The sequence below is a fragment of the Rhodoferax ferrireducens T118 genome (genome assembly GCF_000013605.1).
Classification (GTDB): Bacteria; Pseudomonadota; Gammaproteobacteria; order Burkholderiales; family Burkholderiaceae_C; genus Rhodoferax; species Rhodoferax ferrireducens.
Genome location: NC_007908.1, coordinates 2,599,324 through 2,626,287, shown reverse-complemented (window position 1 = coordinate 2,626,287; position 26,964 = coordinate 2,599,324). Strand labels below are relative to the sequence as shown.

Genomic DNA, 26,964 nt, shown 5'->3' with positions numbered 1-26,964 from the left:
CGCGGCGTGATGAACAAGGGTTGGGCTGAATCAATGGAGCGGCCCGGCCTTTTTTTTATGGGAGACGACGATGTCTTTGCGTTCCACGGTTGATTTCCTGCTGTACCAATGGCTCGATGCCGAGTCGCTGAACGAGCGGCCGCGTTTTGCCGACCATTCGCGCGAGACTTTTGATGCCGTGCTCGACACCTGCGAGCGTATTGCGCGTGAAAAGTACGCGCCGTTCAACCGGCTGGTGGACACGCAGGAGCCGCGTTTTGACGGCGACCAGGTGATCCTGCCGCAGGCCACGCATGACGCACAAAAGGCCTACGCTGAATCCGGCATGTTGAGCGCGGCGCAAGATTTTGAGCACGGTGGCATGCAACTGCCGTACACGATTGAGGCGGCGGCGAATGCTTTTTTTGCCATGGCCTCGGTCAGTATCGGCTCGGGCATGCTCAGCACCGGCAACGCCAATTTGCTGATGGTGCATGGCACGCCGCTGCAAAAAGAGGTGTTTGCCAAGAATGAATTCTGCGGGCGCTTCTCGGGCACCATGTGTTTGTCTGAGCCGCAGGCAGGGTCTTCTCTGAGTGATGTGGCCACGCGCGCCATGCCGGACGGCGAGGACTATGCGCAGGATCCGCTCGGTGCGCGCTATCGCCTGCGCGGCAACAAGATGTGGATCTCGGCTGGCGACCACGAGTTGACTGAGAACATCATCCACTTGGTGCTGGCCAAGATTCCGGGACCGGACGGCCAGTTGCCGACGGGCACGCGCGGCATTTCCCTGTTCATCGTGCCCAAAAAATTGGTGAACGAGGCGGGCGTTCTTACCGGCGAGCGCAACGACGTGGCCCTGGCGGGTCTGAATCACAAACTGGGCTGGCGCGGCACGGTCAACACATTGCTCAATTTTGGCGAGGGCAAATACCCGGTTCGCAGCACAGGCGGTGGACTCGATGGCAAGGGCGCCGGCGCCGTCGGTTACCTGGTCGGCCAACCGGGCGAGGGCTTGCGCTGCATGTTCCACATGATGAACGAGGCGCGTATCGGCGTCGGCATTGCAGCCACCATGCTCGGTCTGGCGGGTTATGAAGCTGCGCTGGACTATGCCAAAACCCGACCCCAGGGTCGGCCGGCGGGGCCCGCCGGCAAAGATGCCACCCAGCCGCAAGTGCCCATCATTGAGCATGCCGACGTCAAGCGCATGTTGCTGGCGCAAAAATCTTACTGTGAAGGTGCGTTGGCGCTGGAGTTGTATTGCGCTCGTCTGGTCGATGAACAACACAGCGGTACACCCGAGGCCGCCGATGAGGCACGCCTGCTGCTTGAAGTTCTGACCCCGATCGCCAAGAGCTGGCCGAGTGAATGGTGTCTGGAGGCCAATTCGCTGGCGATTCAGGTCCACGGGGGTTATGGCTACACGCGTGACTTCCCGGTAGAACAGTATTGGCGCGACAACCGTCTGAACATGATCCACGAAGGCACGCACGGCATTCAGGCGATGGACTTGCTCGGACGCAAAGTGCTGATGGAGAGCGGGCGCGGGCTGGCGCTGCTGGCAGGGCGCATCCAGGCCACGGCCGCGCAGGCTCAACAGGTGCCTGAACTGGCGGCGCACGCAGCGGCTTTGACAGCCGCTTGGCAGCAGGTCACAGACGCCACCCGGGCGGCCTGGGCCACTGGCCAGCCGGGTGACGCCCTGGCCAACGCGGTGCCGTATCTGCAGGCCTTTGGGCATACCGTGCTGGCCTGGATCTGGCTCGACGTGGCGTTAAGCGCGCAACGCCAGGATGCTACACAATCAATAGCCGCTAACGTAGGAAGGACGAGGGCTACAGCCTATTTTTATCATTACGAGTTGCCCAAAATAGGCGCGTGGCTGCAGGTGGTGGCCAACCGTGACCTGACCTGCGCCGACATGCCTGAAGACGCGTTCTGAGGTGGCCGCTCTCAATCGGTGCTATGGTGGTTTGCGTGTAGGATAAAAAAATGCACATCAACAAAAATACGCGCCTCAATGAGTCACCGTCGTAACCCGCGCACCTTGCTGACACCTGCCATGCACAGTGTGCTGGACCGCATGACGCGCGCCAACCAGGTGCCACTGCATGCGCTCACGCCTGTGCAAGCACGCATCGCTTACGAGCTTGGTGCTGGCTTTCTGGAAATCACCTCGCCTGTGTTGCAGCGGGTGGAAGATTTCAACATTCCGGCACGCGATGGCTACAGCGTGCCGGTGCGACTCTATGCCGCCAGCGCTGAAAAGCTGCCGGTATTGGTCTATTTTCATGGTGGTGGCTTCACCATCGGCAGCATCGCCACGCATGATGTGCTGTGCCGCACCCTGAGCCACCTGGCGCATTGCGCGGTGCTCTCGGTGGCTTACCGGCTCGCACCCGAACATCAATTCCCGGTGGCGCATGACGATGCCTGGGATGCGGTGCAGTGGGTCGCACGGCACGGTGCCAGCCTGGGCCTGGATGCGACTCGCCTGGCCGTCGGTGGCGACAGCGCCGGGGGCACGCTGGCCGCGGCTTGCGCTTTGCAGGCACGGGATGTGGGCCTGCCACTGGCGCTGCAGTTGCTGTTTTACCCCGGTTGCACCGCGCACCAGGACACGGCGTCGCACAAGACCTTTGCCCATGGTTTTATGCTCGAAGAACCTCACATTGAGTATTTTTTTGACCACTACATTCCAGTGCACACAGATCGAGATGACTGGCGCTTTGCACCCCTGAATGCACCCGATGTGGAAGGCGTCGCGCCGGCCTGGTTCGGCCTGGCCGAATGCGACCCGCTGGTGGATGAGGGCGTGGCTTACGCCGATAAATTGCGCGCCGCGGCCGTGCCGGTGGACCTTGAAATTTACCGTGGCGTGGTGCACGGCTTTGCCTTGATGGGGCGCGCTATTGCAGAGGCGCGTCGCGCCCATCTGGATGCAGCACGCGCGCTGCGACATGCTTTTCAGAGCACCACTTCACCCCATACGCACCATGACTGATACGAGCCGCCAGGCGTTCCGCTTTTTCCACCGCCTGCGTGTGCGCTGGGCTGAAGTGGACATGCAAAAGATCGTTTTCAACGCGCATTACCTGATGTACTTTGACACGGCCATCACCGACTACTGGCGGGCTCTGGCCCTGCCGTACGAGGTCACTTTTGCGGCCTTGCAGGGTGACTTGTACGTCAAGAAAGCCACCGTGGAATTTCACGTGTCGGCACGGGTCGACGATCAACTGGACGTGGCGCTCAAATGCCATCGCATCGGCACCTCGTCCATTGTTTTCATCGGCTCTATTTTTCGGGGTGAAGAACACCTGATCAGTTGCGAGCTGATTTACGTGTTTGCCGATCCCGCCACACAGACTTCCCGGCCGGTCCCGGCGTCCCTGCGTGACATCCTGCTGGGCTATGAGGCTGGTCAAACCATGATTGAGGTCGCGGTCGGTGATTGGCAAATGCTGGCTGAAGGCGCGCGTACGGTGCGGGAGGAAGTGTTTGTGCAAGAGCAGCAGATTCCGATTGAGATGGAGCAAGACGAGTCCGATAAAACAGCACTCCATGTGCTCATTCGAAACCGGCTGGGCCTGCCCGTGGCCACCGGGCGACTGTTGCAGCCGACGCCGGGTATTGGCCAAATTGGCCGTCTGGCCGTGAACCGCGTGCTGCGCGGCTCACATCTTGGCCGCGCGGCGCTGCAAGCCTTGATGACTGCGGCCGCCCATCGTGGCGACTTTGAGGTGCTGTTGCACGCGCAAAGCAGCGCCCAGGGTTTTTATGCGGTACAAGGTTTTGTGCCGCGCGGCGAACCCTTCATGGAAGCCGGGATTAGACACATTGAGATGGTGCGTGTGCTGAGGTAATTCAAAAAATGCTATTGTTAGGATAGCTGTTAGTGCTTTATTTGTAGGGGCTAGAGGCTGATTTCGTATAAATGTGTGCATTCTGGCGTGTTTTCTCGGCCCAGCCGGGGAAGACGGCGAATTCATCACCGAGGACGGGGCCAGCGCCTGCTGAGATAGACTTCATATGACGTATAAGTTCCTGCCTGTGTTCCTGTTGCGCTGGCAGGTTTTTTTATTGAGGAATTCTCTTTGCAATCATCCAAACCCATTGAATCACATGGTCAGCCCATCGCGGGCGGCAAGCTGCCGCTGATCTGCGTCCCGCTGGTCGGGCACACACTGGACGAGGTGATGGCTGAGCTTGCCATTGTTCTGCCCAAGAAGCCTGATGTGCTGGAATGGCGGGTTGATTTTTTTGAGTCAATTGGTGACGTAGCTGCAGTCATCGCAGCGGCCAAAGCCATAAAAAGCAAAGCGGGTGATATTCCGTTGCTATTCACCCGCCGCTCGGTCATGGAGGGCGGTGAAAAGATCGCTTTGAACGAAGACCAAGTCATTGCCCTGTATGGGGCGGTGTGTGAGAGCAAAGCCATTGATTTGATCGACTACGAGATGGCCAATGAAACGGCCAACATCGCGCAGGTGCGCGCGGCGGCCAAGTCCAACGACATCAAGCTGGTGCTGTCTTTTCACAATTTTTCGAGCACACCGGGACTGGAAGCGCTGGCGAGCAAGTTTTTGATGGCCGACCAGCTGGGTGCCGATATTGCCAAAGTGGCTGTGATGCCGCGGGATCCAAACGATGTGCTGATACTGCTTGCTGCCACGCAGCAAGCCAGTCAGAAATTGAGAATCCCACTCATCAGCATGTCAATGGGGCCCTATGGTTCGCTTACCCGTCTGTTTGGCTGGGCCTTTGGATCGGCCCTGACCTTTGCCGTAGGGGCTCGCAGTTCAGCGCCCGGCCAGGTGCCGATTGAAGACTTGAACACCGTGCTTGGCATCTTGCGCAAGGCCATGGGAGACGGGCAGACCACTCCATAGTGCGGCTTGCCGGTGCTGCACTCCTCCCATGTTCAGTTGCCGCCGCCGATCCGGCTCACCAGCGCCTTCGTGAACGCGGCGGTGCTGGCCGTGCCGCCGAGGTCGCCGGTGCGCACCTTGTCGAGGTTCAGGGTTTCATCGATGGCTTTGCGCAGGCGAGCGGCCAGTTCGGGTAACTTGCAGTGGTCGAGCATCATCGCGGCGGCCAGCATCAGGGCGATTGGATTGGCAATGCCCTTGCCCGCGATGTCCGGGGCCGAGCCATGTACCGCCTCAAAGATCGCCGCATCGGCCCCGATGTTGGCACCCGGCGTCATGCCCAGGCCACCCACCAGCCCGGCGACCAGGTCGGACAGGATGTCACCGAACAGGTTGGTGGTGACCAGCATGTCGAATTGCCAGGGGTTGATCACCAGCTTCATTGCGCAGGCATCAATGATCACGGTCTCGAGTTCAAAGCGGCCCTTGTACTTGCGTTCGTACAGGTCGATGCCGGTTTCCAGGAAGATGCCGGTCAGCGCCTTCATGATGTTGGCCTTGTGCACGATCGAGACCTTCTTGCGCCCGGTCGCAACGGCATGTTCAAAGGCGAATTCCAGCAGGCGCCGGCTACCGGCCCGGGTATTGATGCCGGTGGCCATGGCCACCGCACGCGGGTCGTCGTCGATCGGGATGTAGTATTCATGACCGATGTACAGGCCTTCGAGGTTCTCGCGCACCACCACCAGATCGATCTTGTCGAAACGCCCACCCGGGATGATGGTGCGGGCAGGGCGCAGGTTGGCGTAGAGCTGGAACTCTTCGCGCAGTCGCACGTTCGATGAGCGGTAGCCGCCGCCCGAAGGCGTCTCCAGCGGGCCTTTGAGCGCCAGCCGGGTGCGCCGGATGCTGTCGAGTGTGGCGGCTGGCAAGGGGTCGCCCGCAGCCTGGATGCCGCCCAGACCGGCGATCTGACGGTCCCAATCGAAGGGCGCATGCAGCGCATCAAGTGCAGCCAGGGTGGCGTCAACGATTTCGGGGCCGATGCCGTCTCCGGGGATCAAGGTAGCGGGAATAGTGTTTGACATGTTTAGGCCTCTCTAATAGTTGGTTGATCAACTCCGATTATCGGGGGCCGGCTAATAGCCGGGCCGCACCTGTACGTTATGCTCGTGAAAAAACTCCCTATCACCTATGAAATTTTTTATCAGAACTTTTTTTAAAACCTTGCGGCTGGTGCTTGGCCCCGTGATGCTGCTGCGCGAAAGACTCACCCGCCCTGTTGGAGCGGCGCGCCCGCCCGCAGTGCAGGCACAGGTGGATCAGCAGTGTGGCAGCCTGGTGCTGTACCAATTCACGACCTGTCCCTTTTGCATCAAGGTACGCCAGGAAATGCGGCGTCTGTCTTTGGACATTGAACGGCGAGACGCTCAGCATGATGTCAAGAACCGCGAGGATTTAGGGCGTCAGGGCGGGCAGGTCAAGGTGCCTTGCCTGAAAATCGACAATTCGACGGGTGAAAGCCAGTGGCTGTATGAATCCGGCGCGATCATCAGTTACCTGCGCGGTCGATTTGCCGCTGCTTGAGACAACAAAAAACCCGCTGTAGCCATAGGCCAAGCGGGTTCTGATACTGTCTGATATCACCAAATGGTGCCCGGGGCCGGAATCGAACCGGCACGCCTTGCGGCGCGGGATTTTGAGTCCCGTGCGTCTACCAATTCCACCACCCGGGCGACGCTTTGTGCAGCCGCGAATTATGGCACAGTGTGGGGTATGAAATATCCAACTATTGAAGATTCCATCGGAAAAACCCCTTTGGTCAGGCTGCAACGCATCGGTGCACAAGAAAACGCTGCCCGTGGCAATGTGATTTTGGGCAAACTGGAGGGCAATAACCCCGCTGGCTCGGTCAAGGATCGGCCTGCCTTGTCCATGATCCAGCGTGCGCAGGAGCGTGGTGATATCAAGCCGGGCGACACGCTGATCGAAGCCACCTCGGGCAACACCGGCATCGCATTGGCCATGGCCGCAGCCATCAAGGGCTACCGCATGGTTTTGATCATGCCTGAAGACCTGTCGATCGAGCGTGCCCAAACCATGAAAGCGTTTGGCGCCGAGTTGATCCTCACGCCCAAAAGCGGCGGCATCGAGTATTCACGCGATCTGGCCGAGCAAATGCAGCGCGATGGCAAAGGTCGCGTATTGGATCAATTCTCCAATGCCGACAATCCGCGCATTCATTTTGAAACCACAGGCCCCGAAATATGGGCCGACACCAAAGGGCAAATTACCCATTTTGTAAGTGCCATGGGCACCACCGGCACCATCACGGGCGTTTCGCAATTTTTGAAAAAGAAAAACCAAGCCATCAAAATCATTGGTGTGCAGCCCAACGAGGGTTCCCGTATTCCCGGTATCCGCAAGTGGCCACAGGCGTATTTGCCCAAGATTTACGACCCGTCCCATGTGGATGAGTTGGTCTACGTGAGTCAGGAAGATGCTGAAGACATGTGCCGACGGCTGGCGCGCGAAGAAGGTATTTTTGCCGGCATTTCAGCGGCGGGTGCGTGCTGGGTGGCGCAGGAAATTGCCAAGCGTGAATCCAACGCGACCGTTGTGTTCATTGTGTGCGACCGCGGCGACCGCTATCTGTCCACCGGTGTCTTCCCGGCATGATCTTTGAAGTCGCCCCAATTTCAAGAAAATTCAAGGAAATTCGATGCAAATAGACAAAGAACTCGACGCCCGAGGTCTGAACTGCCCGCTGCCCATTCTCAAAGCCAAAAAAGCGTTGAGCGACATGCAAAGCGGGCAGACGCTGCGGGTGGTGGCGACCGATGCCGGCTCGATGCGTGACTTTCAGGCCTTTGCCAAGCAGACTGGCAATGATCTGCTGGAGCAGCAGACGGTGGGCGCCGATTTTATTCACGTGTTGCGCCGGCGTTGACCTGACATCAGGCCTTTGTTGCGGCCCGTGATGGTCTAGCCCAGGCGCGCGAGTTGGTCTTTTATTTTGGCCAGAGTCGCACCAAAATCAGTCATGCGCTTGCGTTCTTGTTCGATGACGGCGGCCGGGGCGCGGGCGACGAACGCCTCGTTGCTCAACTTGCCTTCGGTCTTGGCAATTTCACCTTCCAGACGCGCTGCCTCCTTACCCAGACGGGTCTTTTCGGCGGCGACGTCAATGGCCATGAACAGGCAAATGCGTGCCTCACCCACCACAGCCACGGGCGCGGCTTGAGCGGCGGCGGCCCAGGCGGTTTCGTCGTCAAACACGCGAACCTCGTTCAGCTTGGCCAGCGCCTTGAGGACCGGCGCCGATTGCGTCAAAAAGGCGGCTTCATCTGCCTGGTTGGCGATCACGAACAAGGGTAGCCGGGTGGCGGGTGACACGCTCATCTCACCGCGCAGATTGCGGCAGGCATCGACAAGTTGTTTGAGTTTGCCCACATGCGCCAGCGCCGCTTCATCAATGCGCTCGGGCTGTGCCTGAGGGTAAACCGCGATCGACACCGATTCGCCGGCCCGGCCGGCGACCGGTGCCACTTTTTGCCATAGCTCCTCGGTCACAAAGGGAATCACGGGGTGCGCCAGGCGCAGGATGGTTTCCAAAGTGCGAATCAGGGTGCGGCGCGTGGCACGCTGTTGCGCCAGACCCGTCTGCGGGTCCTGGTTGTCTTTGCCTTGTTGAATCTGCACCTTGGCGATTTCCAGATACCAGTCGCAGAACTCGTTCCAGACAAAGTCGTAAATGGTGCTGGCGACGTTGTCCAGCCGGTATTCTTCAAAACCTTTGGCGACCTCGGCTTCGGCGCGCTGCAGTAGCGAGACGATCCAGCGATCGGCCGGGCTGAACTCCAGGTAGCCGTGCGCAGCACCGCCGACGGCGCATTCTTCTTTCGTGTGCTCGTTCAGGCCGCAATCCTGGCCTTCGCAGTTCATCAGCACAAAACGGCTGGCGTTCCACAGCTTGTTGCAGAAATTGCGGTAGCCCTCGCAGCGCTTGGCATCGAAATTGATGCTGCGGCCCAGCGAGGCCAGCGAGGCAAAGGTGAAGCGCAGCGCATCGGCGCCAAAGGCCGGGATGCCGGCCGGAAATTCTTTCTCGGTGTTCTTGCGCACCGCAGGCGCCGTTTCGGGCTTGCGCAGACCTTCGGAGCGTTTGAGCAGCAATTCGGGCAGTGCAATACCGTCAATCAAGTCGACCGGGTCGAGCACATTGCCCTCGGACTTGCTCATCTTCTTGCCTTGCGCATCGCGCACCAGGCCGTGGATGTAGACGTGTTTGAACGGCACCTGGCCGGTGAAATGGGTGGTCATCATGATCATCCGGGCGACCCAGAAGAAGATGATGTCGTAGCCGGTGACCAGCACGGAGGAGGGCAGGTAGAGGTCGAAGTCTTGCGTCTTTTCCGGCCAGCCCATGGTGGAAAACGGCACCAGGGCGGAGGAGTACCAGGTGTCGAGCACGTCTTCGTCACGGCGCAGGGTTTTACCCGGGGCCTGGGCTTGTGCCTCGGCCTCGTTGCGGGCCACGTAGACCTTGCCGTTTTCGTCGTACCAGGCTGGAATCTGATGACCCCACCAGAGCTGGCGGCTGATGCACCAGTCCTGGATGTTGTTCATCCACTGGTTGTAGGTGTTGACCCAGTTCTCCGGCACGAACTTGACGTCGCCGGACTGCACGGCGTCAATGGCTTTTTGGGCGATGGATTTGGCCGTAGGGTCAATCGGGCTGACCTTGCTCATGGCGACAAACCATTGGTCGGTCAGCATGGGTTCGATGATCTGGCCGGTGCGGGCGCAGCGCGGCACCATGAGTTTGTGTTTCTTGACCTCAATCAGCAAGCCCAAAGCTTCCAGGTCTTTGACAATTTTCTTGCGCGCCACAAAGCGATCCATGCCGACGTAGGCGGCTGGCGCCACCGCGTCAATCTTGGCATCCAGTGTCAGCACACAAATCATCGGCAGCTTGTGGCGCTGGCCCACGGCGTAATCGTTCTGGTCATGTGCGGGCGTGACCTTCACCACGCCGGTGCCGAAGGCTTTGTCCACGTAGTCGTCGGCAATCACGGGAATGGTGCGGCCGCACAAGGGCAGGGTGACGTGTTTGCCGATCAGGTGCTGGTAGCGCTCGTCGTCAGGGTGCACCATCGCCGCCACGTCACCGAGCATGGTTTCCGGGCGCGTGGTGGCAACCACCAGGCCGGGCGCCAGTTCACCGTTGACCAATTGCGGGCCGTCGGCGAAGGGATACAGGATGTGCCACAGAAAGCCGTCTTCCTCTTCGCTTTCCACTTCCAGATCGCTGACCGCGCTTTGCAGCACCGGGTCCCAGTTCACCAGCCGTTTGCCGCGGTAGATCAAGCCTTGCTCATAAAGCTGGACAAAGGTCTCGGTCACGGTTTTGGACAGTTTCGGGTCCATGGTGAAGTATTCGCGGCTCCAGTCCACGCTGTCACCCATGCGGCGCATTTGGGTGGTGATGGTGTTGCCGGATTTTTCTTTCCATTCCCAGACCTTGGAGACGAAATTTTTTCGTCCCAAGTCGTGGCGGCTGACCTTTTGGTCCTGCAACTGCCGCTCCACCACGATTTGCGTGGCAATGCCGGCATGGTCGGTGCCCGGAATCCACACCGTGTTGTCGCCACGCATGCGGTGGTAGCGCGTCAGCGAGTCCATGATGGTTTGGTTGAACGCGTGCCCCATGTGCAACGTGCCGGTGACATTGGGCGGCGGCAGCTGGATGGCGAAGGCCTCGGCGCCGTCTTTCGGCACGCCCTTGCCCCGGTAGCCGGCGTGCGCGTACTCCCGGCGTTCCCATTCCGGTCCCCAATGGGCTTCCAGGGCGGCGGGCTCAAAAGATTTGGACAGGCTGTTGAGGCCGGGTTGTTGCAGTTCGTCGTTCATGGTGTCTTTGGCTGTTTCGCTGGCAAGTTCCAGCGAACGCGACATAGGGATACAAATGCCGCAGGGGGAGGGAGTGTTAATCAATTATGATTTTATTCGACACCGACTCTCTAATTGGCGCAGACCTGAATCCCCGCGCCTAAACGCCTGATTCGCCAGGCGCGGTATTGTGCTGCTGGCTGTTGATGATTATCAAAATTACTTTTTTCATAGTCAAAAACAATTTGCGGCATTGAGGCAGCCAATTAGACGCCGCCCCCGATCGTGGCTAAGCTTTCATCGTCTTTGACAAACGGTTGTTCAAGGCAAGTGCTTCAAATTTTTAACTGATGAAGGAGATTTCCATGGCAGCACTCAAAGGCTCCAAGACGGAAGACAACCTGAAAGCCGCCTTCGCAGGCGAGTCCCAGGCCAACCGCCGTTATTTGTATTTCGCAAACAAGGCCGACGTTGAAGGCCAGCCCGACGTGGCTGCCTTGTTCCGCTCCACCGCCGAAGGTGAAACCGGCCATGCGCACGGTCACCTGGAGTGGCTGGAAACCTGCGGCGATCCCGCCACCGGTCTGCCGTTTGGCGGCACCCGTGACAATCTCAAGTCGGCAGTCGCGGGCGAAACCCACGAGTACACCGATATGTACCCCGGCATGGCCAAAACCGCGCGTGACGAAGGTCATGACGAGGTGGCTGACTGGTTTGAGACCCTGGCCAAGGCCGAGCGCTCGCACGCCAATCGCTATGCCAAGGCATTGCTTGAACTGGTTGATTAATCCCGGTTGAATCGTCTGTGTTGGGCGTTGCTGGCAGCGCCCAATGCAGAACATTCAACACCTGATAAACACCAACCATCCACGGTATCCCCACATGGCACGCGAAGGCAATTTATCGGCTCCCACCCGACACCCGATCGACTGGAAGGGGCTGGACTACTACAACGAAGAGGCGACTTTCCATGAGCTGGAGCGCATTTTTGATATCTGCCACACCTGCCGCCGCTGTGTGAGCCTGTGCGGCGCTTTCCCTACATTGTTTGACCTGGTCGACGAGAGCAAGACGCAGGAGGTGAATGGGGTTGACAAAAAGGACTACTGGAAGGTGGTGGACCAGTGTTACCTGTGTGATATGTGTTTCATGACCAAGTGCCCGTATGTGCCGCCGCATCAGTTCAATCTCGACTTTCCGCACACCATGCTGCGCGCCAAGGCGATCAAATTCAAAAAAGGTGAGGTGTCAACGGCCGAGAAGTTTTTGGCCTCGATCGATGTACACGGCCAGCTGGCCGGCATCCCGGTCGTGGTGCAGGTGGCCAATGCCGTGAATCAGACCAAGCTGGCGCGCAGGGTGATGGAAAGCGTGGCGGGCGTCGATAAAAATGCCTGGCTGCCCTCGCTGGCGACCAGGAGATTTCGCTCGGGCACGCCTGCCGCCAAAGCCACGGTGGTGATGGACGGCGAGAAAACACCCGGCAAGGTCGCCATTTTTGCCACCTGTTTCATCAACTACAACGAACCCGGCATTGGTCTGGATTTGCTCAAAATTCTGGATCACAACGACATTCCTTATGTGATCGTCGAGAAGGAAAAATGCTGCGGCATGCCCAAGCTCGAACTGGGTGATCTGGATTCAGTCAACGCCAGCAAGGAGGCCAACATCCCGGTGCTGGCGCGTTACGCCAAGGATGGTTTTGCCCTATTGGCGGCAGTGCCCAGTTGCGCCCTGATGTTCAAGCAGGAAATTCCCTTGATGTACCCGGACGAGCCGGACGTGCAACTGGTCAAGGACGCGATGTGGGACCCGTTTGAATACCTGATGCAGCGCAAGCGCGATGGCCTGCTCAAAGTTGATTTCCCGGTACCGTTGGGCAACGTGAGTTACCAGATTCCGTGTCATGGGCGGGTGCAGAACATCGGCAAGAAGACCGAAGAGATGCTCAAGATGATTCCGGGCACCACGGTCAACACCTTTGAGCGTTGCTCCGGCCATGCCGGCACTTTTGGTGTCAAGAAGGCGCACCACGAGCAGGCCATGAAGATCGGCAAACCCCTGTTCAAAGGCATGGCAGCCATGAAGGATGGCAGCAAGCCGGACTTCATCAGCTCGGATTGCCCCCTGGGCGGCCACCATATTGCGCAGGGTTTTGAGGTCAACCAGCTTGGCACGCCCGAGTTGCTGCACCCCTTGAGCCTGGTGGCCAAGGCCTATGGTTTGAAGTGAAAAACGGACAAGGTTAATGGGGTGATCCTTGAATGCCCTGTCACTTGGTCAGCCATCCATGCGAGGGTAGGGGGTGGAAATAGACCAAATGATTGCACGCTTCGGCGTGCTTTTTGGGCTGTTTTCACCTCCTGCCCGACCAGCGAAACCACCTCTTTTGAAATTTGGAGCATTCATGCAAATGACCGGAACCATCACCCCCGACAGTCTCATGTCGCTGGAGGCCTACAGCAAGTGGCGCAAGGTCAACCAGCCGGTCGTCATGGCGCACCGCAAGCTGCGCAGCGTGCGCCTGGGTGAGTTCATCAACCTGCAGTTCGAGAGCGAGATGACCATTCGCTACCAGATCCAGGAGATGCTGCGCATCGAGAAGGTGTTTGAAGAAGACGGCATCCAGCAAGAGATTGACGCCTACGCGCCGCTGGTGCCCACCGGCAGCAACTGGAAAGCCACGGTCATGCTGGAGTACCCGGATGTGAACGAGCGCAAACGCGAGTTGGCGCGCTTGATCGGGGTGGAAGACCGTTTGTTTGTGGAAGTCGAAGGCCAAGCACGCGTCTATGCCATTGCCGACGAGGACATGGAGCGCGAAAACGACGAAAAAACATCGGCCGTGCATTTTGTGCGCTTTGAGTTGACGCCAGCCATGTGCGCTGCCGTCAAGGCCGGCGCCAGCGTCAAGCTTGGCTGCGACCACACCCATTACCCGGCACATGTCACGATTGCACCTGAAACGCTGGCCTCGCTGGCCGGTGACCTGACGTAGCCGATCGGCCCACTGTCACGATAATCAAGGCTTCGTCATGAAGCCTTTTCTTTTCTTAACGCGCCTTTGAAGCGAGTTTGTCCGCCATGCTTTTTTTGCTGTCCCCCGCCAAATCCCTTGATTTTGAAAAACCCGCAGCTCCCGTGCCGCACACGCAGCCGCTGTTCATTCCCCAAGCGGCCGAATTGATCGATATCCTGAAGAAGAAATCACCGCGACAGATCGCCTCCCTGATGAGTTTGAGCGACACCCTGGCCGGCCTGAACGTGGCCCGCTACCAAGCCTGGGTGCCGAAATTTACCGCGAAGAACGCCAAACAAGCGGTGCTGGCCTTTAACGGTGATGTTTATGAAGGGCTCGATGCCAAGAGTCTGCCCGTTGATGATTTGAAGTGGTTGCAAGACCATGTCTGCATCCTGAGCGGTTTGTACGGCGTGCTGCGCCCGCTCGACTACATGCAGCCCTACCGGCTGGAAATGGGCACAAAATTGGCCAACCCGCAGGGCAAGGACCTGTACCAGTTCTGGGGCGCACAAATCTCCGATTACCTCAACATCCGCTTGCACAAGAATGCCGCCCCGGTGGTGGTGAACCTGGCGTCGCAAGAGTATTTCAGGGCGGTGGACCGCAAGGCGCTGCAGGCCCGGGTGCTTGAATGCGTCTTCCAGGAGTACCGGGGCGGTCAGTACAAGATCATCAGCTTTTACGCCAAACGGGCGCGTGGTCTGATGGCACGTTTCGCCGCCGAGCACCGGCTGAGCAAGCCTAAACAGCTTGAAGGCTTTGATGCTGAGGGCTACGCGTTCGACGCAGCGGCCTCCGAGCCGGACCGACTGGTTTTCCGGCGTCAGCAGCCTTTGTCATAAATTTATAACAAATCAGGCTGTAGCCCCCGTGAAATATGCGTAAATAGCTATGAAAATAAGAGCAAACAGCATTGACATCGAAGTCGAAGACAGCGGCCCTGGCGCCGCTGGCCAAGTGCGCCCGGTTATCTTGCTGATCATGGGGCTGGGCATGCAGCTGGTGGCCTGGCCACCCGCGTTGGTGCAGGGGCTGGTCGATGCCGGTTACCGGGTCATCCGCCACGACAACCGCGACGTCGGCTTGAGCCACCATTTTGATGCCCTGGGCAAGCCGCATCTGCTCTGGCAGGGCCTCAAGTACAAGCTTGGCTTGATGCCGCGTGCACCCTACAGCGTGGCGGACATGGCGGCCGATTCGCTCGGTGTGCTGGACGCCTTGGGCATTGAAAAGGCGCATGTGCTGGGTGTCAGCATGGGCGGCATGATTGCGCAACGCATGGCGCTGGCCGCACCCGGGCGGGTCTTGAGTCTGAGCAGCGTGATGAGCACCAGCGGCGCCAAAGGCCTGGCGCAGGCGCGCCCCGAGGTGATACGCGTTTTGCTCAGCCGGCCCAAGGGCCGCGATCCGCAGACGGTACTGAACCATTACGTCCGCTTGTTCAAAGCCATTGGCAGCCCGGGTTTCCCGACGCCTGAACATGAGCTGCGCGAGCGTATCTTGCTGGGGGTGCAACGTGGCTATTACCCGGTGGGCACGCTGCGGCAGATGCTGGCCATCATGGCCGATCAGACCCGTGCCGCGCAGTTGCGGCGCATCACCTTGCCGACGCTGGTGTTACACGGCAAAGCCGACCCGCTGTTGCCGTTTGTCCATGGCGAGGATACGGCCCGGCGCATTAGCGGTGCCAGACTGGTCGGTATTGAAGGCATGGGACACGACCTGCCGCCCGGTGTGGTGGCCCATCTGCTGGCGGCTCTGCTGCCGCATCTGAAGGCTGCTGAGACCAGCCGCATGACCTTGTCACCAACTTAAACTCCAACCCCCGCCCACTTTTCAGACCAGAGCCCACGCCCATGAACACGCCACAAAATTCCCCCTTGGGCCAGGCCACCGCCTACCTCGACCAGTACGATGCCTCGTTGCTGTTCCCGATCGCGCGCGCAACCAAACGCGCTGAGATCGGCGTGACCGGGGCACTGCCGTTTCTGGGCGCCGACATGTGGACCGCGTTCGAGTTGAGCTGGCTCAATTTGCGCGGCAAACCGCAGGTGGCGCTGGCACGCTTCACGGTCCCGTGCGAGAGCCCCAACATCATTGAGAGCAAGTCCTTCAAGCTCTACCTCAACAGCTTCAACAATACGCGCTTTGCCGATGTAGACGCAGTGAAAGCCCGTCTGCGCGCGGACTTGAGCGAAGCGGTCTGGCGTGATGCCGGGAAAAATGTTTCACCCGACGCTGCCGCGCCCCCCAGCATTGGCGTCACCCTTTTGCTGCCTGAGCTGTTTGACCGTGAACCTATTTACGAGCTTGATGGCCTGAGCCTGGACCGGCTCGATGTCGAATGCACACACTACACCCCGGCGCCTGATCTGTTGCGGGTCGTGCCGGACGAGGCGCCGGTGAGCGAGGTGCTGGTCAGCAACCTGTTGAAAAGCAATTGCCCGGTCACCGGCCAGCCCGACTGGGCCAGTGTGCAGATCAGCTACAGCGGTGCGCCGATTGACCAGGAGGGCTTGCTGCAGTACCTGGTGAGTTTTCGCAACCACAACGAGTTTCATGAGCAATGCGTCGAGCGTATCTTCATGGACCTCTGGACGCGCTGCAAGCCCGTCCGGCTGGCGGTGTATGCGCGTTATACGCGCCGCGGCGGGCTCGACATCAATCCGTTTCGAACCAGCTATGCGCAGGCGTTACCAGCCAACGTCCGCAACGCGCGGCAGTAGAAAGTCACGCTGGCCTGAGGTTTCCAGCCCTGAGTCTTCACTTTCAGCGCCGGGCAGTGGCCAGCGTCGGCTGTTCAGACAGGGGTGTTCCCCGACGCCAAGCCGGATATTTCCTCAATCATGAACCTGCCATAGTGTTGTGCCGCGACTGCTTTTGTGGCTCGCGCCACGCTCGCCACTGACTCGGCTTGCGCGTCTTCGGGCGCATGCACGATCAGGAAGCTGCATCCATCCTCGGCCAGGGCACGGTGTTTCTTGATGAGGTCAAGTTCATAACCGAACGCGGCAAACGCGCTCGCGTTCTCCAGTTCCGCATCGACCTGCGCCTTCATCTCCTCGGGGGAGTAGCGCACCAAGGCCGAGTCCGAAAACTTCTGATCGAGTAATGCGTTCACGGCTGCCTGCTGGTCAATGGCGGACCGAAACGCCATAACGGTGTGCCCCACCGGTTTGAATACCCCAAATGTTTCCGGGGGATGTGTTTTGTCCATGGTTGTTACCTTCAAATCTGTCACGGCATCAGGCCGCGTGTTTTTTCACCCAGGCAACGTACTTGTCCATCCAGCCTTGCAGGAATTTGCTGCTGTCGGGGCCAATATTCCCGGACGCGTCAAACAATCCATCCTTGGCCTGGATGAAGGCTTCGGGCTGGCCCAGCGTCGGGACGTCCAGATACGCCAGCACATTGCGCAAATGCTGTTGTGCGAGGGCTGTACCGGTGGCGCCGACCGAAACGCCCAACACACCCGCTGGTTTGCCTGCCCAGGCGTTTTGCCCGTACGGGCGTGAGGCGTGGTCCATCGCATTCTTGAGAACACCAGGGATGGAGCGGTTGTACTCGGCCGTGACGAACAACAGGCCCTGAGCGGTCCCGATATCGCTCTTGAGTCGCTTGACTGACTCGGCCTGGTTGGCGTCATCGTCCTGGTTGTAAAGCGGCAAGTCGCCGATTTGTACCTGCTTGAACGAAAACTCCGAAGGCGCCAATTTCACAATGGCGTTGGCCAGCTTGCGGTTGAATGAGTCCCGACGAAGGCTGCCGACGATAACGGCTATCTGGAATTTGCCCATGAATATCTCCATTGAATGAGGAAGACGACCAGGGTACAGCGAATCTGCAATTGAGTCTGTGCGGCAGATAACACAAGCCGACGCACAAGAGACCTGTCTGTGGCCGAACGTGGCCCCGCCCTTTGTTCGGCACCGCACAGACTATTGGCATCGGTTTGCGTAACGTACAGCCAGTTATGTTGTATTGCGCCTGTCGGCCTGGTCAATGTTGCGCGTTCTTGTAGTAGCCCGTCCACTCTGGAGATATCCATGGAAGACATCCTCGCTCCCTGGCCTGAGCCATCGCGAAGCCCGTGGATGCGCGGCCGTGCGCCTGAAGCAGCCTGCAGCCACCCTGGATACACAAAGGACGACCCGACCGACCACCAATTCATCGCCACGCTGGACTCCTATCGGGACACTGGCGGGCTCGCATCGGTGCAAGAGGTGGTCACGCTGTTCAAACGCTGCAAGGGTTCCGACCTCACGCCGCTTGCCAGCCTGATTGCCGGCAAAAAGGTGATCTGCTTCGGTTGGGAAGCAAGAGTGTGGCTTCCCCTGTTTCAGTTCAACCGCGTCGACATGACGCCGCAAATAGGTCTCGGCCAGGTGCTGGCGCAGCTGAGCTCCGTCTTCAGCGCGTGGGAGCTGGCGAACTGGTTTGCGCAGCCCAACCCATGGCTTGGGGATCGCACCCCGGCCGCCAGGCTGGGATGGGACCTGCCGGCGGTCCTGAATGCTGCGCGCGCTGACCGATTCGTTGTGGATGGACAAGACCATCCACGGACAAGTGTTGTAACAGGTGGCCAGGACATGGATTACGCCAATTAGGACGGTCCTGCATGAGCACCACGCGCATCGAATCGGGCAGCTTCGGCCTCATTGAGGTCCCGTTCGATGTGTTGCGGGGTGTGCAAACAGTGCGCAGCCTGCACGCGCCGGCGCAGGTGAGTCCCATTGCTTGCCTGGGCCTGTGCGGCGAAAATAGGCCCATTGATGTCTAGCCAGGAGATCGCCATGCTGCACGCCTTTGCCGCTACCCTCAAGACCTTCAAAACCGCCTCCGGCAAGGCGGGAAAATTCTATTCGCTGCCCGCACTCGCGCGGCAGTTCCCCAACATCAAGCGCCTGCCGGTGTCCCTGCGCATCGTGCTCGAGTCGGTGCTGCGCAACTGCGACGGCAAGAAGGTCACGACCGGCCATGTGGCGCAGTTGGCAAGCTGGCAGCCCCACGCGACGCGCACCGACGAAATTGCATTTGTGGTGTCGCGCGTGGTGCTGCAGGACTTCACCGGCGTCCCGCTGCTGGCCGACCTGGCCGCCATGCGCAGCACGGCCCAACGCCTGGGGCTGGACCCGCGGCTTATTGAGCCGCTGGTGCCGGTGGATCTGGTGGTGGACCACTCGATCATGGTGGATCACTATGGCCAGAAGGATTCGCTGGACCTGAACATGAAGCTTGAATTCCAGCGCAACCGCGAGCGCTACGAGTTCATGAAATGGGGCATGCAGGCCTTTGACACATTTGGGGTGGTGCCGCCGGGTTTTGGCATCGTGCACCAGGTCAATCTGGAATTCCTGGCGCGCGGGGTGCACAAAACGAAAGACGGCGTCTACTACCCCGACACGCTGGTGGGCACCGACAGCCACACCACCATGATCAACGGCATTGGCGTGGTCGGCTGGGGCGTGGGCGGCATCGAGGCCGAGGCCGCCATGCTGGGCCAGCCGGTGTACCTGCTGACGCCCGATGTGGTGGGCTTTGAGTTGAGCGGGCGCCTGCGCGAGGGCGTGACCGCCACCGACCTGGTGCTCACGGTCACCGAGACGCTGCGCCAGCAACGGGTGGTGGGCAAGTTCGTGGAGTTTTTTGGCGCAGGCACGCGCACCCTGGCGTTGCCGGATCGCGCAACAATAGCCAATATGGCGCCCGAGTATGGCGCCACCATGGGCTTCTTCCCGGTGGACGAAAAAACCATCGCCTACTTCACGGGCACCGGCCGCACCAGGGACGAGATCGAGGCTTTTGAGGCTTACTTCAAGGCGCAGGGCCTGTTTGGCGTGCCGCTCGCCGGCGAGATTGACTACTCGCAGGTGGTCAAGCTCGACCTGGGCGATGTCACCCCCAGCCTGGCTGGCCCCAAGCGCCCGCAGGATCGCATCGAGTTGGGCCAGGTGGCCAGCCAGTTCACCTCGCTCTTTAGCAAGCCCAATGCCGAGAACGGGTTCAACCAGAGCGCCGAGCGTCTCATGCAGCGCTACCCGGTCAATTGTGGCGCGGGCGAGTCGGCGGGCGAGGCGCCGCCGCTGGCGCCCGGCGCTCGGCGTGACGTGGAGGAGATGGTGAGCAACCGGCCAGCGCTGGCGGCGGTCGAGGGGCCCTCTTCGGTGGTGTGCGACATCAAGGCCCCGGCAAAAGCCGGGTTTACCTTGGGCCATGGCGACGTGCTGATCGCCGCCATCACCAGTTGCACCAACACCTCCAACCCCAGTGTCCTGCTGGCGGCAGGCCTGTTGGCTAAAAAAGCCGTCCAGGCGGGGCTGCGGGTGCAGCCGCACATCAAGACCTCGCTGGCACCCGGCTCACGCATCGTGACCGAGTACCTCACGCAAACCGGCTTGCTGCCCTACCTCGAGAAGCTCGGCTTTGCCCTTGCTGGCTACGGCTGCACCACCTGCATTGGCAATTCCGGCGATCTGACGCCCGAACTCAACGCGGCCATCACCCAGCACGACCTGGTCTGCGCGGCCGTGCTGTCAGGCAACCGCAACTTCGAGGCGCGCATTCACCCCAGCCTCAAGGCCAATTTTCTGGCCAGCCCGCCGCTGGTTGTGGCCTATGCGATTGCAGGGACGATCCTGCGCGACCTGATGACCCAGCCAGTGGGGCAAGGCACAGGCGGCAAGGATGTGTACCTGGGCGACATCTGGCCCAGCAGCGAGGAAATCAGTGCGCTGATGCAGTTCGCCATGAACGGCCGCGCGTACCAGGAAAACTACGCGCGTGTTGCCTCCACGCCCGGCCCGCTGTGGGAAGCCATCACCGGCGTGACCGGCACCACCTACACCTGGCCCAGGAGCACCTACATTGCCGAGCCGCCGTTTTTTGCCACTTTTGCTATTGATAATATAGCTACTAAATCAGATAAGGCGGGGGCTAGAGGCCAGCAAGGCTCTGAATCTGTGCGGGGTGCGCGCATCATGGCGCTGTTTGGTGATTCCATCACCACGGACCATATTTCTCCGGCGGGCGCGATCAAAGAGAGTTCACCGGCGGGCCAGTGGCTGCTGGCGCATGGCGTGCAAAAGGCCGACTTCAATTCCTATGGCGCACGCCGGGGCAACCATGAGGTGATGGTGCGCGGCACCTTTGCCAATGTGCGCATCAAAAACCTGATGATCGCGCCGCTGGCCGACGGGTCGCGCGAAGAGGGTGGCCTCACCTTGTACCAGGCGCCCGCCGAGGGCCCGGGTGTGCGGGGGCCGGGTGAAAAGCTGTCCATCTTTGACGCCGCCACCCGTTACATGGCGGCGGGCATACCGACCGTGGTGTTGGCGGGTGAAGAATACGGCACCGGGTCGAGCCGGGACTGGGCGGCCAAGGGCACGCAACTGCTGGGCATCAAGGCGGTGGTGGCCCGAAGCTTTGAGCGCATCCACCGCAGCAACCTGGTCGGCATGGGGGTGTTGCCCTTGCAGTTCAAGGCCGGCGACAGCTGGCAAGGTCTGGGCCTGACCGGCAACGAGGTCATTGACATCGTGCCCGATGTTGACCTGCGCCCGCAGAGCGACGCCCAGTTGGTGGTCACCCGCGCCGATGGCAGTCGCCTCACGCTGACGGTGCTGCTGCGCATCGACACGCCGATTGAGGTGGACTACTACCGTGCGGGCGGCATTCTTCCCTTTGTACTGCGCCAGTTGCTGCAGGCTTGACTTTCTAACTCAATAAGTCTGGAGTCGATTCATGGCCCCCACACGCACCGAGTCCGACAGCTTTGGTCCCATCGAAGTCCCTCTCGAGGCCTTGTGGGGCGCACAGACGGCGCGCAGCCTGCGCTTCTTCGCCATTGGCGAGCAGCGCATGCCGCTGCCGGTGATTCACGCGCTGGCCTGGGTCAAGTGGGCCGCGGCCATCATCAATTGTGATCTGCACCTGCTGGACGGCACCAAGTCGCAGGCCATCGCGGATGCTGCGCGGCGCGTGGCCACTGGCGAGTTTGATGCCGAGTTTCCCTTGTCGCTGTGGCAGACCGGCTCGGGCACACAGAGCAACATGAATGTCAACGAGGTGGTGGCCAACCTGGCCTCGCGCGCACTCGGCGGTGACGTGGGTGCAGCGCGAAAAATCCACCCCAATGACGATGTCAACCTTGGGCAGTCGTCCAACGATGTATTCCCCACCGCCATGCACATCGCGGCGGCCCTGCAGGCCAAGCTGAATTTGCTGCCGGCGCTGCAAGCCTTGCGCAGCGCACTCGCGGCCAAGGCCCTTGAATTCGAAGCGGTCGTGAAGATCGGCCGCACGCACCTGCAAGACGCGACGCCGGTGACGCTGGGCCAGGAGTTTGGTGGCTACGAGGCGCAACTCGCGCTGTGCGAGAAAAGCATCCGTTACGCCCTGCTGGCGCTGCACAGGTTGGCCATTGGCGGCACGGCGGTGGGTACCGGGCTGAACACCCACCCGCAGTTCGCCGCGCGCGTGGCTGCCCTGCTGGCAAACCAGCTCGACCTGCCACTGGCGCAGGCCGACAATTTATTTGCGGCGATGGCCGGTCACGAAGCGCTGGTGGCCTTGCATGCCAGTCTGAAGATGCTGGCCATTGCCTTGACCAAAATTGGCAACGACATTCGCTTGATGGGCAGCGGGCCACGGGCGGGTCTGGGCGAACTGCAATTGCCCCAGAATGAGCCCGGCAGCTCGATCATGCCCGGCAAGGTGAACCCGACCCAGGTCGAGGCGCTGACCATGGTGTGCGCCCAGGTGATCGGGCATGACGCCGCCATAGGTTTTGCCGCGAGCCAGGGCCACTTTGAACTCAACGTGTACAAACCCCTGATCATTTTCGACACACTCGACAGCCTGCGTCTGCTGACGGACACGATGCGCAGCTTTAACCAGCATTGCGTGGCGGGCCTGTCTGTCAACGCGGCGCGGGTTGAAGAATTGTTGCAAAGCTCGCTGATGCTGGTCACTGCGCTCACGCCACATATCGGTTACGACCGCGCGGCTCAGATCGCCAAGCATGCGTATAAAAATGGCACGACGCTGCGCGAAGCGGCGCTGGCGCTCGGCGCCGTGAGCGCGGAACAATTTGACGCCTGGGTGGACCCTCGGCAGATGCTTCAGCCCCGCGATTCGACCAAGGCAGACCAGTGAAGACGAGCGGTCGAACGGCTCCGTCACGATGCGTGTGAGGTCACTGCGCTGTCAGGCATCCGGGCTGCGGGCCTGCGCCCGGGCTTCTTCGTTCTCGCCCCACATGGCGTTCAGAATGGCCAGCAGCACCGCAAAGCTGACGCCCAAAATCCAGGCAAAGTACCACATGTGATGTCCTTTTATCAGTAGGCGCCGTGCTCGTTTTCCTTCACATACGCCGCCGTCACCTTGCCGCGCATCACGCGGTAAGCCCAGGACGTGTAGAGCACGATCAAGGGCATGAAGATGAGTGTGACCCCCAACATGATGCCCAGCGTCAAGTGGCTCGACACGCTGTCCCACACGGTCAGGCTGGCGCCGGGCATGGAGCTTGATGGCATGATGAACGGAAACATGGACGCGCCGGCCGTGCCGATGACGCCCAGCAGAGCCAGTGCCGAGCAAACAAAAGCAGTCAAAGTGCGGCGCAGGCGCAGCTGCAGCACTGCCAGCAGCGCACCCAGCACGCCGATAACGGGCAGTAGCCACAGCAGGGGTTGATGGCCGTAGTTGGCCATCCAGGCACCGGCCTCGCGCACCACGGTCTTGTTCATCGGATCAGGCAACGCGCCCGGGTTGATGATGGATGTGATGCGGTAGCCATCCAGGAATTGAAGCCAGACACCTGCAGCGACAAAGGCCAGCACCATGACGAGGGCCGCGCCCATGGCACCCTTGATGGCGCGCGCCTGAATCACCCCTTCGGTGCGGTGCGCCAGATAGACGCCGCCGTGCATCGTGATCATGGCGCTGCTCAGCACCCCGGCCAGCAGGGCAAACGGGTTAAGCAATTGCCAGAAGCTGCCGCTGTAGGTCGAGACCAGATAGGTGTCAAACTGGAACGGCACACCCAGCAGCAGGTTGCCAAAGGCCACCCCAAAAATAAGCGGCGGCACCGCACCGCCCACAAACAGGCCCCAGTCCCACGCGCTGCGCCAGCTGGCGTTGTGAATCTTGCTGCGGTAGTCAAAACCGACCGGGCGAAAGAACAAGGCCCACAGTACCACCAGCATGGCCCAATAGAAGCCGCTGAACGCGGCCGCATAGACCAGCGGCCAGGCCGCAAACAGGGCGCCACCGCCCGTGATGAACCAGACCTGGTTGCCCTCCCAGTGCGGGCCCACGGTGTTGATGATCACGCGGCGTTCCATGTCGCTGCGGCCAACAAAGGGCAGCAGCGTGCCCACCCCCATGTCGTGGCCGTCCATGATGGCAAAGCCGATCAGCAGCACGCCGATCAGAAGCCACCAGATGATTTTGAGCGTTGAATAATCAAACATGGCTGCTTCCTTAGACTGGCGCCGGGACGGCGTGCGTGATGGACTCGTCCTGGTAGCGGCCAGTCCCCAGGCTGCCCGGGCCCAAGCGCGCAAACTTCACCATGAGAAACATCTCGACGACCAGCAGCGCGGTGTAAAAAACAATGAACCCGGCCAGCGAACCGTACAGGTTGTTGACGCTGAGCGTTGACACACTCAAGTGCGTGGGCAAGACGCCGTAAATCGTCCAGGGCTGGCGGCCATATTCGGCCACGAACCAGCCCAACTCGGCCGCAACCCACGGCGCGGGCAGCATCCACAGCGCCCACTTGAGCAGCCAGGGCTTTTGCATGTTGGCCGATTTGATCGTGCTCCAGAATGCCAGGCCGAACAAAGCCAGCATGGCAAAACCCAAACCCACCATGATGCGAAAGCCCCAGAACATCGGCGTCACGCGAGGCACGGTGTCGTTAACGGCGCGCTCAATGATCTCGGGTGTGGCTTGATTGACGTCGCTCACATATTTCTTGAGCAGCAGGCCAAAGCCGAGGTCGGCTTTGTGACGCTCAAACACTTGTTGGGCCACCACGTCAGCGCGTTGGCGGCGCAGGGCATCGAGCGCGTTGACCGCCACAATGCCGCGCAGGATGCGCTCACGGTTCTTGGCCTTGATCTGGAGAATGCCCGGAATTTCCTTGGTGAGGGAGCGTGTCCCGATCAGGCCCATGACCCATGGGATCTCGACTTCCCAGTTGTTCTTCTGCGCCGCTTCGTTGATGCTGGCCATCACCGTGAGCCCGGCCGGTGCAGGCTTGGTTTGCCACATCGCCTCCATCGCCGCCAACTTGGTCTGTTGGGATTCCCCCACCGTGTAGCCCGATTCGTCACCCAGCACAATCACGCTGAGCGCCGAGGCCAGTCCAAAGGCGGCGGCGACCCGAAAGCTGCGCTTGGCAAATTCGACATCACGTTTCTTCAACAGGTACCAGCTGGAGATCGACAACACAAACATGGCGCCCGTCACATAGCCCGCCGATACCGTGTGCACAAACTTGGCCTGCGCGTCGGGGTTGAACACCACGGACCAGAAGTCGACCATTTCCATGCGCATGGTCTGGTAGTTGAATTCGGCACCCACCGGGCTCTGCATCCAGCCGTTGGCAATCAAAATCCACAGCGCACTCAGGTTGGAGGCAATCGCCAACAGGAGCGTCACCATCAAGTGCTGTGTTTTGGACAGGCGATCCCAGCCGAAGAAAAACAGCCCGATCATGGTCGATTCGAGAAAGAAAGCCATCATGCCCTCTATCGCCAGTGGGGCGCCAAAGATGTCACCCACGTAATGGGAGTAGTAGGCCCAGTTGGTGCCAAACTGGAACTCCAGCGTGATGCCGGTCGTCACGCCCAGGGCAAAGTTGATGCCGAACAGCTTGCCCCAAAAGCGCGTCATGTCCTTCCAGACCACGTTGCCGGTCATCACATAGACGCTTTCCATGATGACCAGCAGCCAGACCATGCCAAGGGTGAGCGGCACAAAGAGGAAATGGTAAAGGGCGGTGACGGCGAATTGCAGCCGCGACAAATCGACCAGTTGTTCAGAAATCAAGGTTTTTCTCCTTTGGCCGGTGTTGCAGCCGGTTGTAGAAACTGGGCCGCGACGCTGTCCCCGTCAACGTGGACACGCTGTTCACGCACAAAACCCACCCACAATGCCGTCAGCACGGCGAGTTTGAGAACCAGCACGACGGCCAGTTTTTTAGCGAGACTCTTATCCGGTGATTTCATGACAGTCGATACCGCTCGGTCGCACTGAGAAAAATTGCATACAGATGCATGTGTACAAAATACCAGTAGGCTAATCCTCTCCACGTTGAACCGGAGAGTCTGTACGCAAGCGCACAGAGAGATTTTTCATTATTCTTTAATATGAATCAGTCGTTAATTTTTGATCTGCCGGTGGGGTCGCCGCTTGACTATTCGTAAACACATCAAAGAAAAAGGAGTCTGTATGAAAGGATTTGTGCAAGACATCGAGGGCCTCGCCCACAAGAACGACTTGTTTCGGCGTGTGCTTTACACGGCAAAGAACTGCCAGTTGGTGCTGATGACGTTAAAGGCCAAAGAGGACATTGGCATCGAAGTCCACAAGCTGGATCAGTTTTTTCGCGTAGAGGAGGGCAGTGGCGAGGCGGTTCTTGATGGTGTTCACACACCGATCCGCGACGGCTTTGCGGTCCTCGTTCCTGCCGGTACGACGCACAACATCATCAACACCGGCACGGTGCCCATGAAGCTCTATACCTTGTACTCACCGCCCAATCACCGGGACGGTGTGGTTCACGCCACCCGCGCCGATGCGCTGGCCGACAAGGAAAGTTTCGACGGTATTACGACAGAATAAATGATGTAACCAAGGGGAATCAACATGCCAGATTTCGGATCACCCTTTTCAGGGTTGGCCAATGACAGAAAGCTCACGGATGAGGAACTCATCAGAGCCATTCGTTTCATGGTGGCTGCGGAATATGAAGCGGTTCAGTTGTACACGCAACTGGCCGAGTCCACCGACAACCAACTCGCCGTCACCGTGCTCAAGGAAATCGCAGACGAAGAACGGGTCCACGCAGGGGAATTTCTCAGATTGCTCCACGAGCTGGCGCCTGATGAAGCCAAGTTCTATGCCAAAGGGGCCAAAGAGGTAGAAGAAGAAATCAAGAAAATGAAGTAGCCAGACGTTTGTCCG

General features: G+C 59.8%; 28 protein-coding genes and 1 tRNA gene. 19 read left to right on the top strand and 10 right to left on the bottom strand.

Annotation, left to right across the window (positions count from 1 at the left end; genetic code table 11):
* Nucleotides 1–70 precede the first annotated feature (70 nt).
* The 4 genes from RFER_RS12040 (at nucleotide 71) to aroD (ending at nucleotide 4,877) form a co-directional block, all read left to right on the top strand.
* Nucleotides 71–1,927 (top strand): acyl-CoA dehydrogenase, encoded by a 1,857-nt coding sequence (locus RFER_RS12040; RefSeq protein WP_011464669.1) that lies wholly within the window; start codon nucleotides 71–73, stop codon nucleotides 1,925–1,927.
* 78 nt (nucleotides 1,928–2,005) lie between these two features.
* Nucleotides 2,006–2,989 carry an alpha/beta hydrolase gene (locus tag RFER_RS12035; protein ID WP_011464668.1) on the top strand — a complete coding sequence of 328 codons (984 nt, stop codon included), beginning with the start codon at nucleotides 2,006–2,008 and terminating at the stop codon, nucleotides 2,987–2,989.
* Nucleotides 2,982–3,851, top strand: a complete 870-nt coding sequence (locus RFER_RS12030) for a YbgC/FadM family acyl-CoA thioesterase (protein ID WP_011464667.1) — start codon at nucleotides 2,982–2,984, stop codon at nucleotides 3,849–3,851. The genes RFER_RS12035 and RFER_RS12030 overlap by 8 nt, the downstream gene beginning before the upstream one ends.
* 231 nt (nucleotides 3,852–4,082) lie before the next feature.
* Nucleotides 4,083–4,877, top strand: coding sequence for a type I 3-dehydroquinate dehydratase (gene aroD, locus RFER_RS12025; RefSeq protein WP_011464666.1), 795 nt, complete (start codon nucleotides 4,083–4,085; stop codon nucleotides 4,875–4,877).
* A gap of 32 nt (nucleotides 4,878–4,909) precedes the next feature.
* On the opposite strand, the gene RFER_RS12020 is transcribed toward aroD, so the two are convergent.
* Nucleotides 4,910–5,944 carry an isocitrate/isopropylmalate dehydrogenase family protein gene (locus tag RFER_RS12020; protein ID WP_011464665.1) on the bottom strand — a complete coding sequence of 345 codons (1,035 nt, stop codon included), beginning with the start codon at nucleotides 5,942–5,944 and terminating at the stop codon, nucleotides 4,910–4,912.
* A 106-nt stretch (nucleotides 5,945–6,050) separates the two neighbouring features.
* Here RFER_RS12020 and RFER_RS12015 point away from each other — a divergent pair, with 106 nt between their 5' ends.
* Nucleotides 6,051–6,443, top strand: a complete 393-nt coding sequence (locus RFER_RS12015; RefSeq protein WP_011464664.1) for a glutaredoxin family protein — start codon at nucleotides 6,051–6,053, stop codon at nucleotides 6,441–6,443.
* Nucleotides 6,444–6,507: 64 nt separating this feature from the next.
* Here the strand turns inward: RFER_RS12015 and RFER_RS12010 are convergent.
* Nucleotides 6,508–6,592, bottom strand: a tRNA-Leu gene (locus tag RFER_RS12010).
* Between the two features lie 40 nt (nucleotides 6,593–6,632).
* Here RFER_RS12010 and cysM point away from each other — a divergent pair.
* Both cysM and RFER_RS12000 read left to right on the top strand, forming a co-directional pair.
* On the top strand, nucleotides 6,633–7,535 hold the full coding sequence (gene cysM / locus RFER_RS12005; protein WP_011464663.1) for a cysteine synthase CysM: 903 nt from the start codon (nucleotides 6,633–6,635) through the stop codon (nucleotides 7,533–7,535).
* 43 nt (nucleotides 7,536–7,578) lie between these two features.
* On the top strand, nucleotides 7,579–7,806 hold the full coding sequence (locus tag RFER_RS12000) for a sulfurtransferase TusA family protein (RefSeq protein ID WP_011464662.1): 228 nt from the start codon (nucleotides 7,579–7,581) through the stop codon (nucleotides 7,804–7,806).
* Nucleotides 7,807–7,841: 35 nt separating this feature from the next.
* Here RFER_RS12000 and RFER_RS11995 read toward each other — a convergent pair whose 3' ends face one another.
* Entirely contained in the window at nucleotides 7,842–10,769 is a 2,928-nt protein-coding gene (locus tag RFER_RS11995; RefSeq protein WP_041792126.1) for a valine--tRNA ligase, read from the bottom strand.
* A gap of 110 nt (nucleotides 10,770–10,879) precedes the next feature.
* The gene (locus tag RFER_RS24915; RefSeq protein ID WP_279587671.1) at nucleotides 10,880–11,002 is read right to left on the bottom strand and encodes a hypothetical protein; all 123 of its coding nucleotides are present in this window, start codon (nucleotides 11,000–11,002) and stop codon (nucleotides 10,880–10,882) included.
* Nucleotides 11,003–11,113: 111 nt separating this feature from the next.
* Here RFER_RS24915 and RFER_RS11990 point away from each other — a divergent pair, with 111 nt between their 5' ends.
* The 6 genes from RFER_RS11990 (at nucleotide 11,114) to queF (ending at nucleotide 16,496) form a co-directional block, all read left to right on the top strand.
* The gene (locus RFER_RS11990; protein ID WP_011464660.1) at nucleotides 11,114–11,536 is read left to right on the top strand and encodes a rubrerythrin family protein; all 423 of its coding nucleotides are present in this window, start codon (nucleotides 11,114–11,116) and stop codon (nucleotides 11,534–11,536) included.
* A 94-nt stretch (nucleotides 11,537–11,630) separates the two neighbouring features.
* Nucleotides 11,631–12,980 carry a (Fe-S)-binding protein gene (locus tag RFER_RS11985; protein WP_041792121.1) on the top strand — a complete coding sequence of 450 codons (1,350 nt, stop codon included), beginning with the start codon at nucleotides 11,631–11,633 and terminating at the stop codon, nucleotides 12,978–12,980.
* Between the two features lie 175 nt (nucleotides 12,981–13,155).
* Nucleotides 13,156–13,746, top strand: coding sequence for a DUF3501 family protein (locus RFER_RS11980; protein ID WP_011464658.1), 591 nt, complete (start codon nucleotides 13,156–13,158; stop codon nucleotides 13,744–13,746).
* 86 nt (nucleotides 13,747–13,832) lie between these two features.
* Nucleotides 13,833–14,612, top strand: a complete 780-nt coding sequence (gene yaaA, locus RFER_RS11975) for a peroxide stress protein YaaA (protein ID WP_011464657.1) — start codon at nucleotides 13,833–13,835, stop codon at nucleotides 14,610–14,612.
* Between the two features lie 49 nt (nucleotides 14,613–14,661).
* Nucleotides 14,662–15,585 (top strand): alpha/beta fold hydrolase, encoded by a 924-nt coding sequence (locus RFER_RS11970; RefSeq protein WP_011464656.1) that lies wholly within the window; start codon nucleotides 14,662–14,664, stop codon nucleotides 15,583–15,585.
* Between the two features lie 41 nt (nucleotides 15,586–15,626).
* Nucleotides 15,627–16,496, top strand: coding sequence for an NADPH-dependent 7-cyano-7-deazaguanine reductase QueF (gene queF / locus RFER_RS11965; RefSeq protein ID WP_011464655.1), 870 nt, complete (start codon nucleotides 15,627–15,629; stop codon nucleotides 16,494–16,496).
* A gap of 74 nt (nucleotides 16,497–16,570) precedes the next feature.
* Here queF and RFER_RS11960 read toward each other — a convergent pair whose 3' ends face one another.
* Both RFER_RS11960 and RFER_RS11955 read right to left on the bottom strand, forming a co-directional pair.
* Nucleotides 16,571–16,987 carry a hypothetical protein gene (locus RFER_RS11960; RefSeq protein WP_049765653.1) on the bottom strand — a complete coding sequence of 139 codons (417 nt, stop codon included), beginning with the start codon at nucleotides 16,985–16,987 and terminating at the stop codon, nucleotides 16,571–16,573.
* A gap of 28 nt (nucleotides 16,988–17,015) precedes the next feature.
* Nucleotides 17,016–17,567: an NADPH-dependent FMN reductase gene (locus tag RFER_RS11955; protein ID WP_011464653.1), complete on the bottom strand. Its 552-nt coding sequence runs from the start codon at nucleotides 17,565–17,567 to the stop codon at nucleotides 17,016–17,018.
* Nucleotides 17,568–17,816: 249 nt separating this feature from the next.
* Between RFER_RS11955 and RFER_RS11950 the strand changes: the two genes are divergently transcribed.
* The 4 genes from RFER_RS11950 to fumC are packed head-to-tail and all read left to right on the top strand — an operon-like array spanning nucleotide 17,817 to nucleotide 22,923.
* On the top strand, nucleotides 17,817–18,377 hold the full coding sequence (locus tag RFER_RS11950) for a hypothetical protein (RefSeq protein WP_011464652.1): 561 nt from the start codon (nucleotides 17,817–17,819) through the stop codon (nucleotides 18,375–18,377).
* 11 nt (nucleotides 18,378–18,388) lie between these two features.
* Entirely contained in the window at nucleotides 18,389–18,550 is a 162-nt protein-coding gene (locus tag RFER_RS24120; protein WP_166485716.1) for a hypothetical protein, read from the top strand.
* Between the two features lie 13 nt (nucleotides 18,551–18,563).
* Complete coding sequence (locus RFER_RS11945) at nucleotides 18,564–21,479, top strand: aconitate hydratase (RefSeq protein WP_279587670.1); 2,916 nt, start codon at nucleotides 18,564–18,566, stop codon at nucleotides 21,477–21,479.
* Nucleotides 21,480–21,510: 31 nt separating this feature from the next.
* Entirely contained in the window at nucleotides 21,511–22,923 is a 1,413-nt protein-coding gene (fumC, locus tag RFER_RS11940; RefSeq protein WP_011464650.1) for a class II fumarate hydratase, read from the top strand.
* Nucleotides 22,924–22,974: 51 nt separating this feature from the next.
* On the opposite strand, the gene cydX is transcribed toward fumC, so the two are convergent.
* Genes cydX through cydP form a run of 4 tightly spaced genes read right to left on the bottom strand, consistent with a single transcriptional unit; the run spans nucleotide 22,975 to nucleotide 26,006 of the window.
* Nucleotides 22,975–23,091 (bottom strand): cytochrome bd-I oxidase subunit CydX, encoded by a 117-nt coding sequence (gene cydX, locus RFER_RS23480; protein WP_011464649.1) that lies wholly within the window; start codon nucleotides 23,089–23,091, stop codon nucleotides 22,975–22,977.
* Between the two features lie 14 nt (nucleotides 23,092–23,105).
* The gene (gene cydB / locus RFER_RS11930) at nucleotides 23,106–24,242 is read right to left on the bottom strand and encodes a cytochrome d ubiquinol oxidase subunit II (RefSeq protein WP_011464648.1); all 1,137 of its coding nucleotides are present in this window, start codon (nucleotides 24,240–24,242) and stop codon (nucleotides 23,106–23,108) included.
* Nucleotides 24,243–24,252: 10 nt separating this feature from the next.
* Nucleotides 24,253–25,827, bottom strand: a complete 1,575-nt coding sequence (locus RFER_RS11925) for a cytochrome ubiquinol oxidase subunit I (protein ID WP_011464647.1) — start codon at nucleotides 25,825–25,827, stop codon at nucleotides 24,253–24,255.
* Complete coding sequence (cydP, locus tag RFER_RS11920) at nucleotides 25,824–26,006, bottom strand: cytochrome oxidase putative small subunit CydP (RefSeq protein ID WP_041790628.1); 183 nt, start codon at nucleotides 26,004–26,006, stop codon at nucleotides 25,824–25,826. The genes RFER_RS11925 and cydP overlap by 4 nt, the downstream gene beginning before the upstream one ends.
* Before the next feature lie 223 nt (nucleotides 26,007–26,229).
* On the opposite strand from cydP, the gene RFER_RS11915 reads away from it, so the two are divergent.
* Complete coding sequence (locus RFER_RS11915; protein ID WP_011464646.1) at nucleotides 26,230–26,622, top strand: cupin domain-containing protein; 393 nt, start codon at nucleotides 26,230–26,232, stop codon at nucleotides 26,620–26,622.
* 24 nt (nucleotides 26,623–26,646) lie between these two features.
* Nucleotides 26,647–26,949, top strand: a complete 303-nt coding sequence (locus RFER_RS11910) for a ferritin family protein (protein ID WP_011464645.1) — start codon at nucleotides 26,647–26,649, stop codon at nucleotides 26,947–26,949.
* The last annotated feature ends 15 nt before the right edge of the window (nucleotides 26,950–26,964 follow it).

What these genes read in the sequence shown, in the direction of transcription:
- RFER_RS12040 (WP_011464669.1), top strand. Translation starts at nt 71, where the DNA reads ATGTCTTTGCGTTCCACGGTTGATTTCCTGCTGTACCAATGGCTCGAT.
- RFER_RS12035 (WP_011464668.1), top strand. Translation starts at nt 2,006, where the DNA reads ATGAGTCACCGTCGTAACCCGCGCACCTTGCTGACACCTGCCATGCAC.
- RFER_RS12030 (WP_011464667.1), top strand. Translation starts at nt 2,982, where the DNA reads ATGACTGATACGAGCCGCCAGGCGTTCCGCTTTTTCCACCGCCTGCGT.
- RFER_RS12020 (WP_011464665.1), bottom strand. Translation starts at nt 5,944, where the DNA reads ATGTCAAACACTATTCCCGCTACCTTGATCCCCGGAGACGGCATCGGC.
- RFER_RS12015 (WP_011464664.1), top strand. Translation starts at nt 6,051, where the DNA reads ATGAAATTTTTTATCAGAACTTTTTTTAAAACCTTGCGGCTGGTGCTT.
- cysM (WP_011464663.1), top strand. Translation starts at nt 6,633, where the DNA reads ATGAAATATCCAACTATTGAAGATTCCATCGGAAAAACCCCTTTGGTC.
- RFER_RS12000 (WP_011464662.1), top strand. Translation starts at nt 7,579, where the DNA reads ATGCAAATAGACAAAGAACTCGACGCCCGAGGTCTGAACTGCCCGCTG.
- RFER_RS11995 (WP_041792126.1), bottom strand. Translation starts at nt 10,769, where the DNA reads ATGAACGACGAACTGCAACAACCCGGCCTCAACAGCCTGTCCAAATCT.
- RFER_RS24915 (WP_279587671.1), bottom strand. Translation starts at nt 11,002, where the DNA reads ATGCCGCAAATTGTTTTTGACTATGAAAAAAGTAATTTTGATAATCAT.
- RFER_RS11990 (WP_011464660.1), top strand. Translation starts at nt 11,114, where the DNA reads ATGGCAGCACTCAAAGGCTCCAAGACGGAAGACAACCTGAAAGCCGCC.
- RFER_RS11985 (WP_041792121.1), top strand. Translation starts at nt 11,631, where the DNA reads ATGGCACGCGAAGGCAATTTATCGGCTCCCACCCGACACCCGATCGAC.
- RFER_RS11980 (WP_011464658.1), top strand. Translation starts at nt 13,156, where the DNA reads ATGCAAATGACCGGAACCATCACCCCCGACAGTCTCATGTCGCTGGAG.
- yaaA (WP_011464657.1), top strand. Translation starts at nt 13,833, where the DNA reads ATGCTTTTTTTGCTGTCCCCCGCCAAATCCCTTGATTTTGAAAAACCC.
- RFER_RS11970 (WP_011464656.1), top strand. Translation starts at nt 14,662, where the DNA reads ATGAAAATAAGAGCAAACAGCATTGACATCGAAGTCGAAGACAGCGGC.
- queF (WP_011464655.1), top strand. Translation starts at nt 15,627, where the DNA reads ATGAACACGCCACAAAATTCCCCCTTGGGCCAGGCCACCGCCTACCTC.
- RFER_RS11960 (WP_049765653.1), bottom strand. Translation starts at nt 16,987, where the DNA reads ATGGACAAAACACATCCCCCGGAAACATTTGGGGTATTCAAACCGGTG.
- RFER_RS11955 (WP_011464653.1), bottom strand. Translation starts at nt 17,567, where the DNA reads ATGGGCAAATTCCAGATAGCCGTTATCGTCGGCAGCCTTCGTCGGGAC.
- RFER_RS11950 (WP_011464652.1), top strand. Translation starts at nt 17,817, where the DNA reads ATGGAAGACATCCTCGCTCCCTGGCCTGAGCCATCGCGAAGCCCGTGG.
- RFER_RS24120 (WP_166485716.1), top strand. Translation starts at nt 18,389, where the DNA reads ATGAGCACCACGCGCATCGAATCGGGCAGCTTCGGCCTCATTGAGGTC.
- RFER_RS11945 (WP_279587670.1), top strand. Translation starts at nt 18,564, where the DNA reads ATGCTGCACGCCTTTGCCGCTACCCTCAAGACCTTCAAAACCGCCTCC.
- fumC (WP_011464650.1), top strand. Translation starts at nt 21,511, where the DNA reads ATGGCCCCCACACGCACCGAGTCCGACAGCTTTGGTCCCATCGAAGTC.
- cydX (WP_011464649.1), bottom strand. Translation starts at nt 23,091, where the DNA reads ATGTGGTACTTTGCCTGGATTTTGGGCGTCAGCTTTGCGGTGCTGCTG.
- cydB (WP_011464648.1), bottom strand. Translation starts at nt 24,242, where the DNA reads ATGTTTGATTATTCAACGCTCAAAATCATCTGGTGGCTTCTGATCGGC.
- cydP (WP_041790628.1), bottom strand. Translation starts at nt 26,006, where the DNA reads ATGAAATCACCGGATAAGAGTCTCGCTAAAAAACTGGCCGTCGTGCTG.
- RFER_RS11915 (WP_011464646.1), top strand. Translation starts at nt 26,230, where the DNA reads ATGAAAGGATTTGTGCAAGACATCGAGGGCCTCGCCCACAAGAACGAC.
- RFER_RS11910 (WP_011464645.1), top strand. Translation starts at nt 26,647, where the DNA reads ATGCCAGATTTCGGATCACCCTTTTCAGGGTTGGCCAATGACAGAAAG.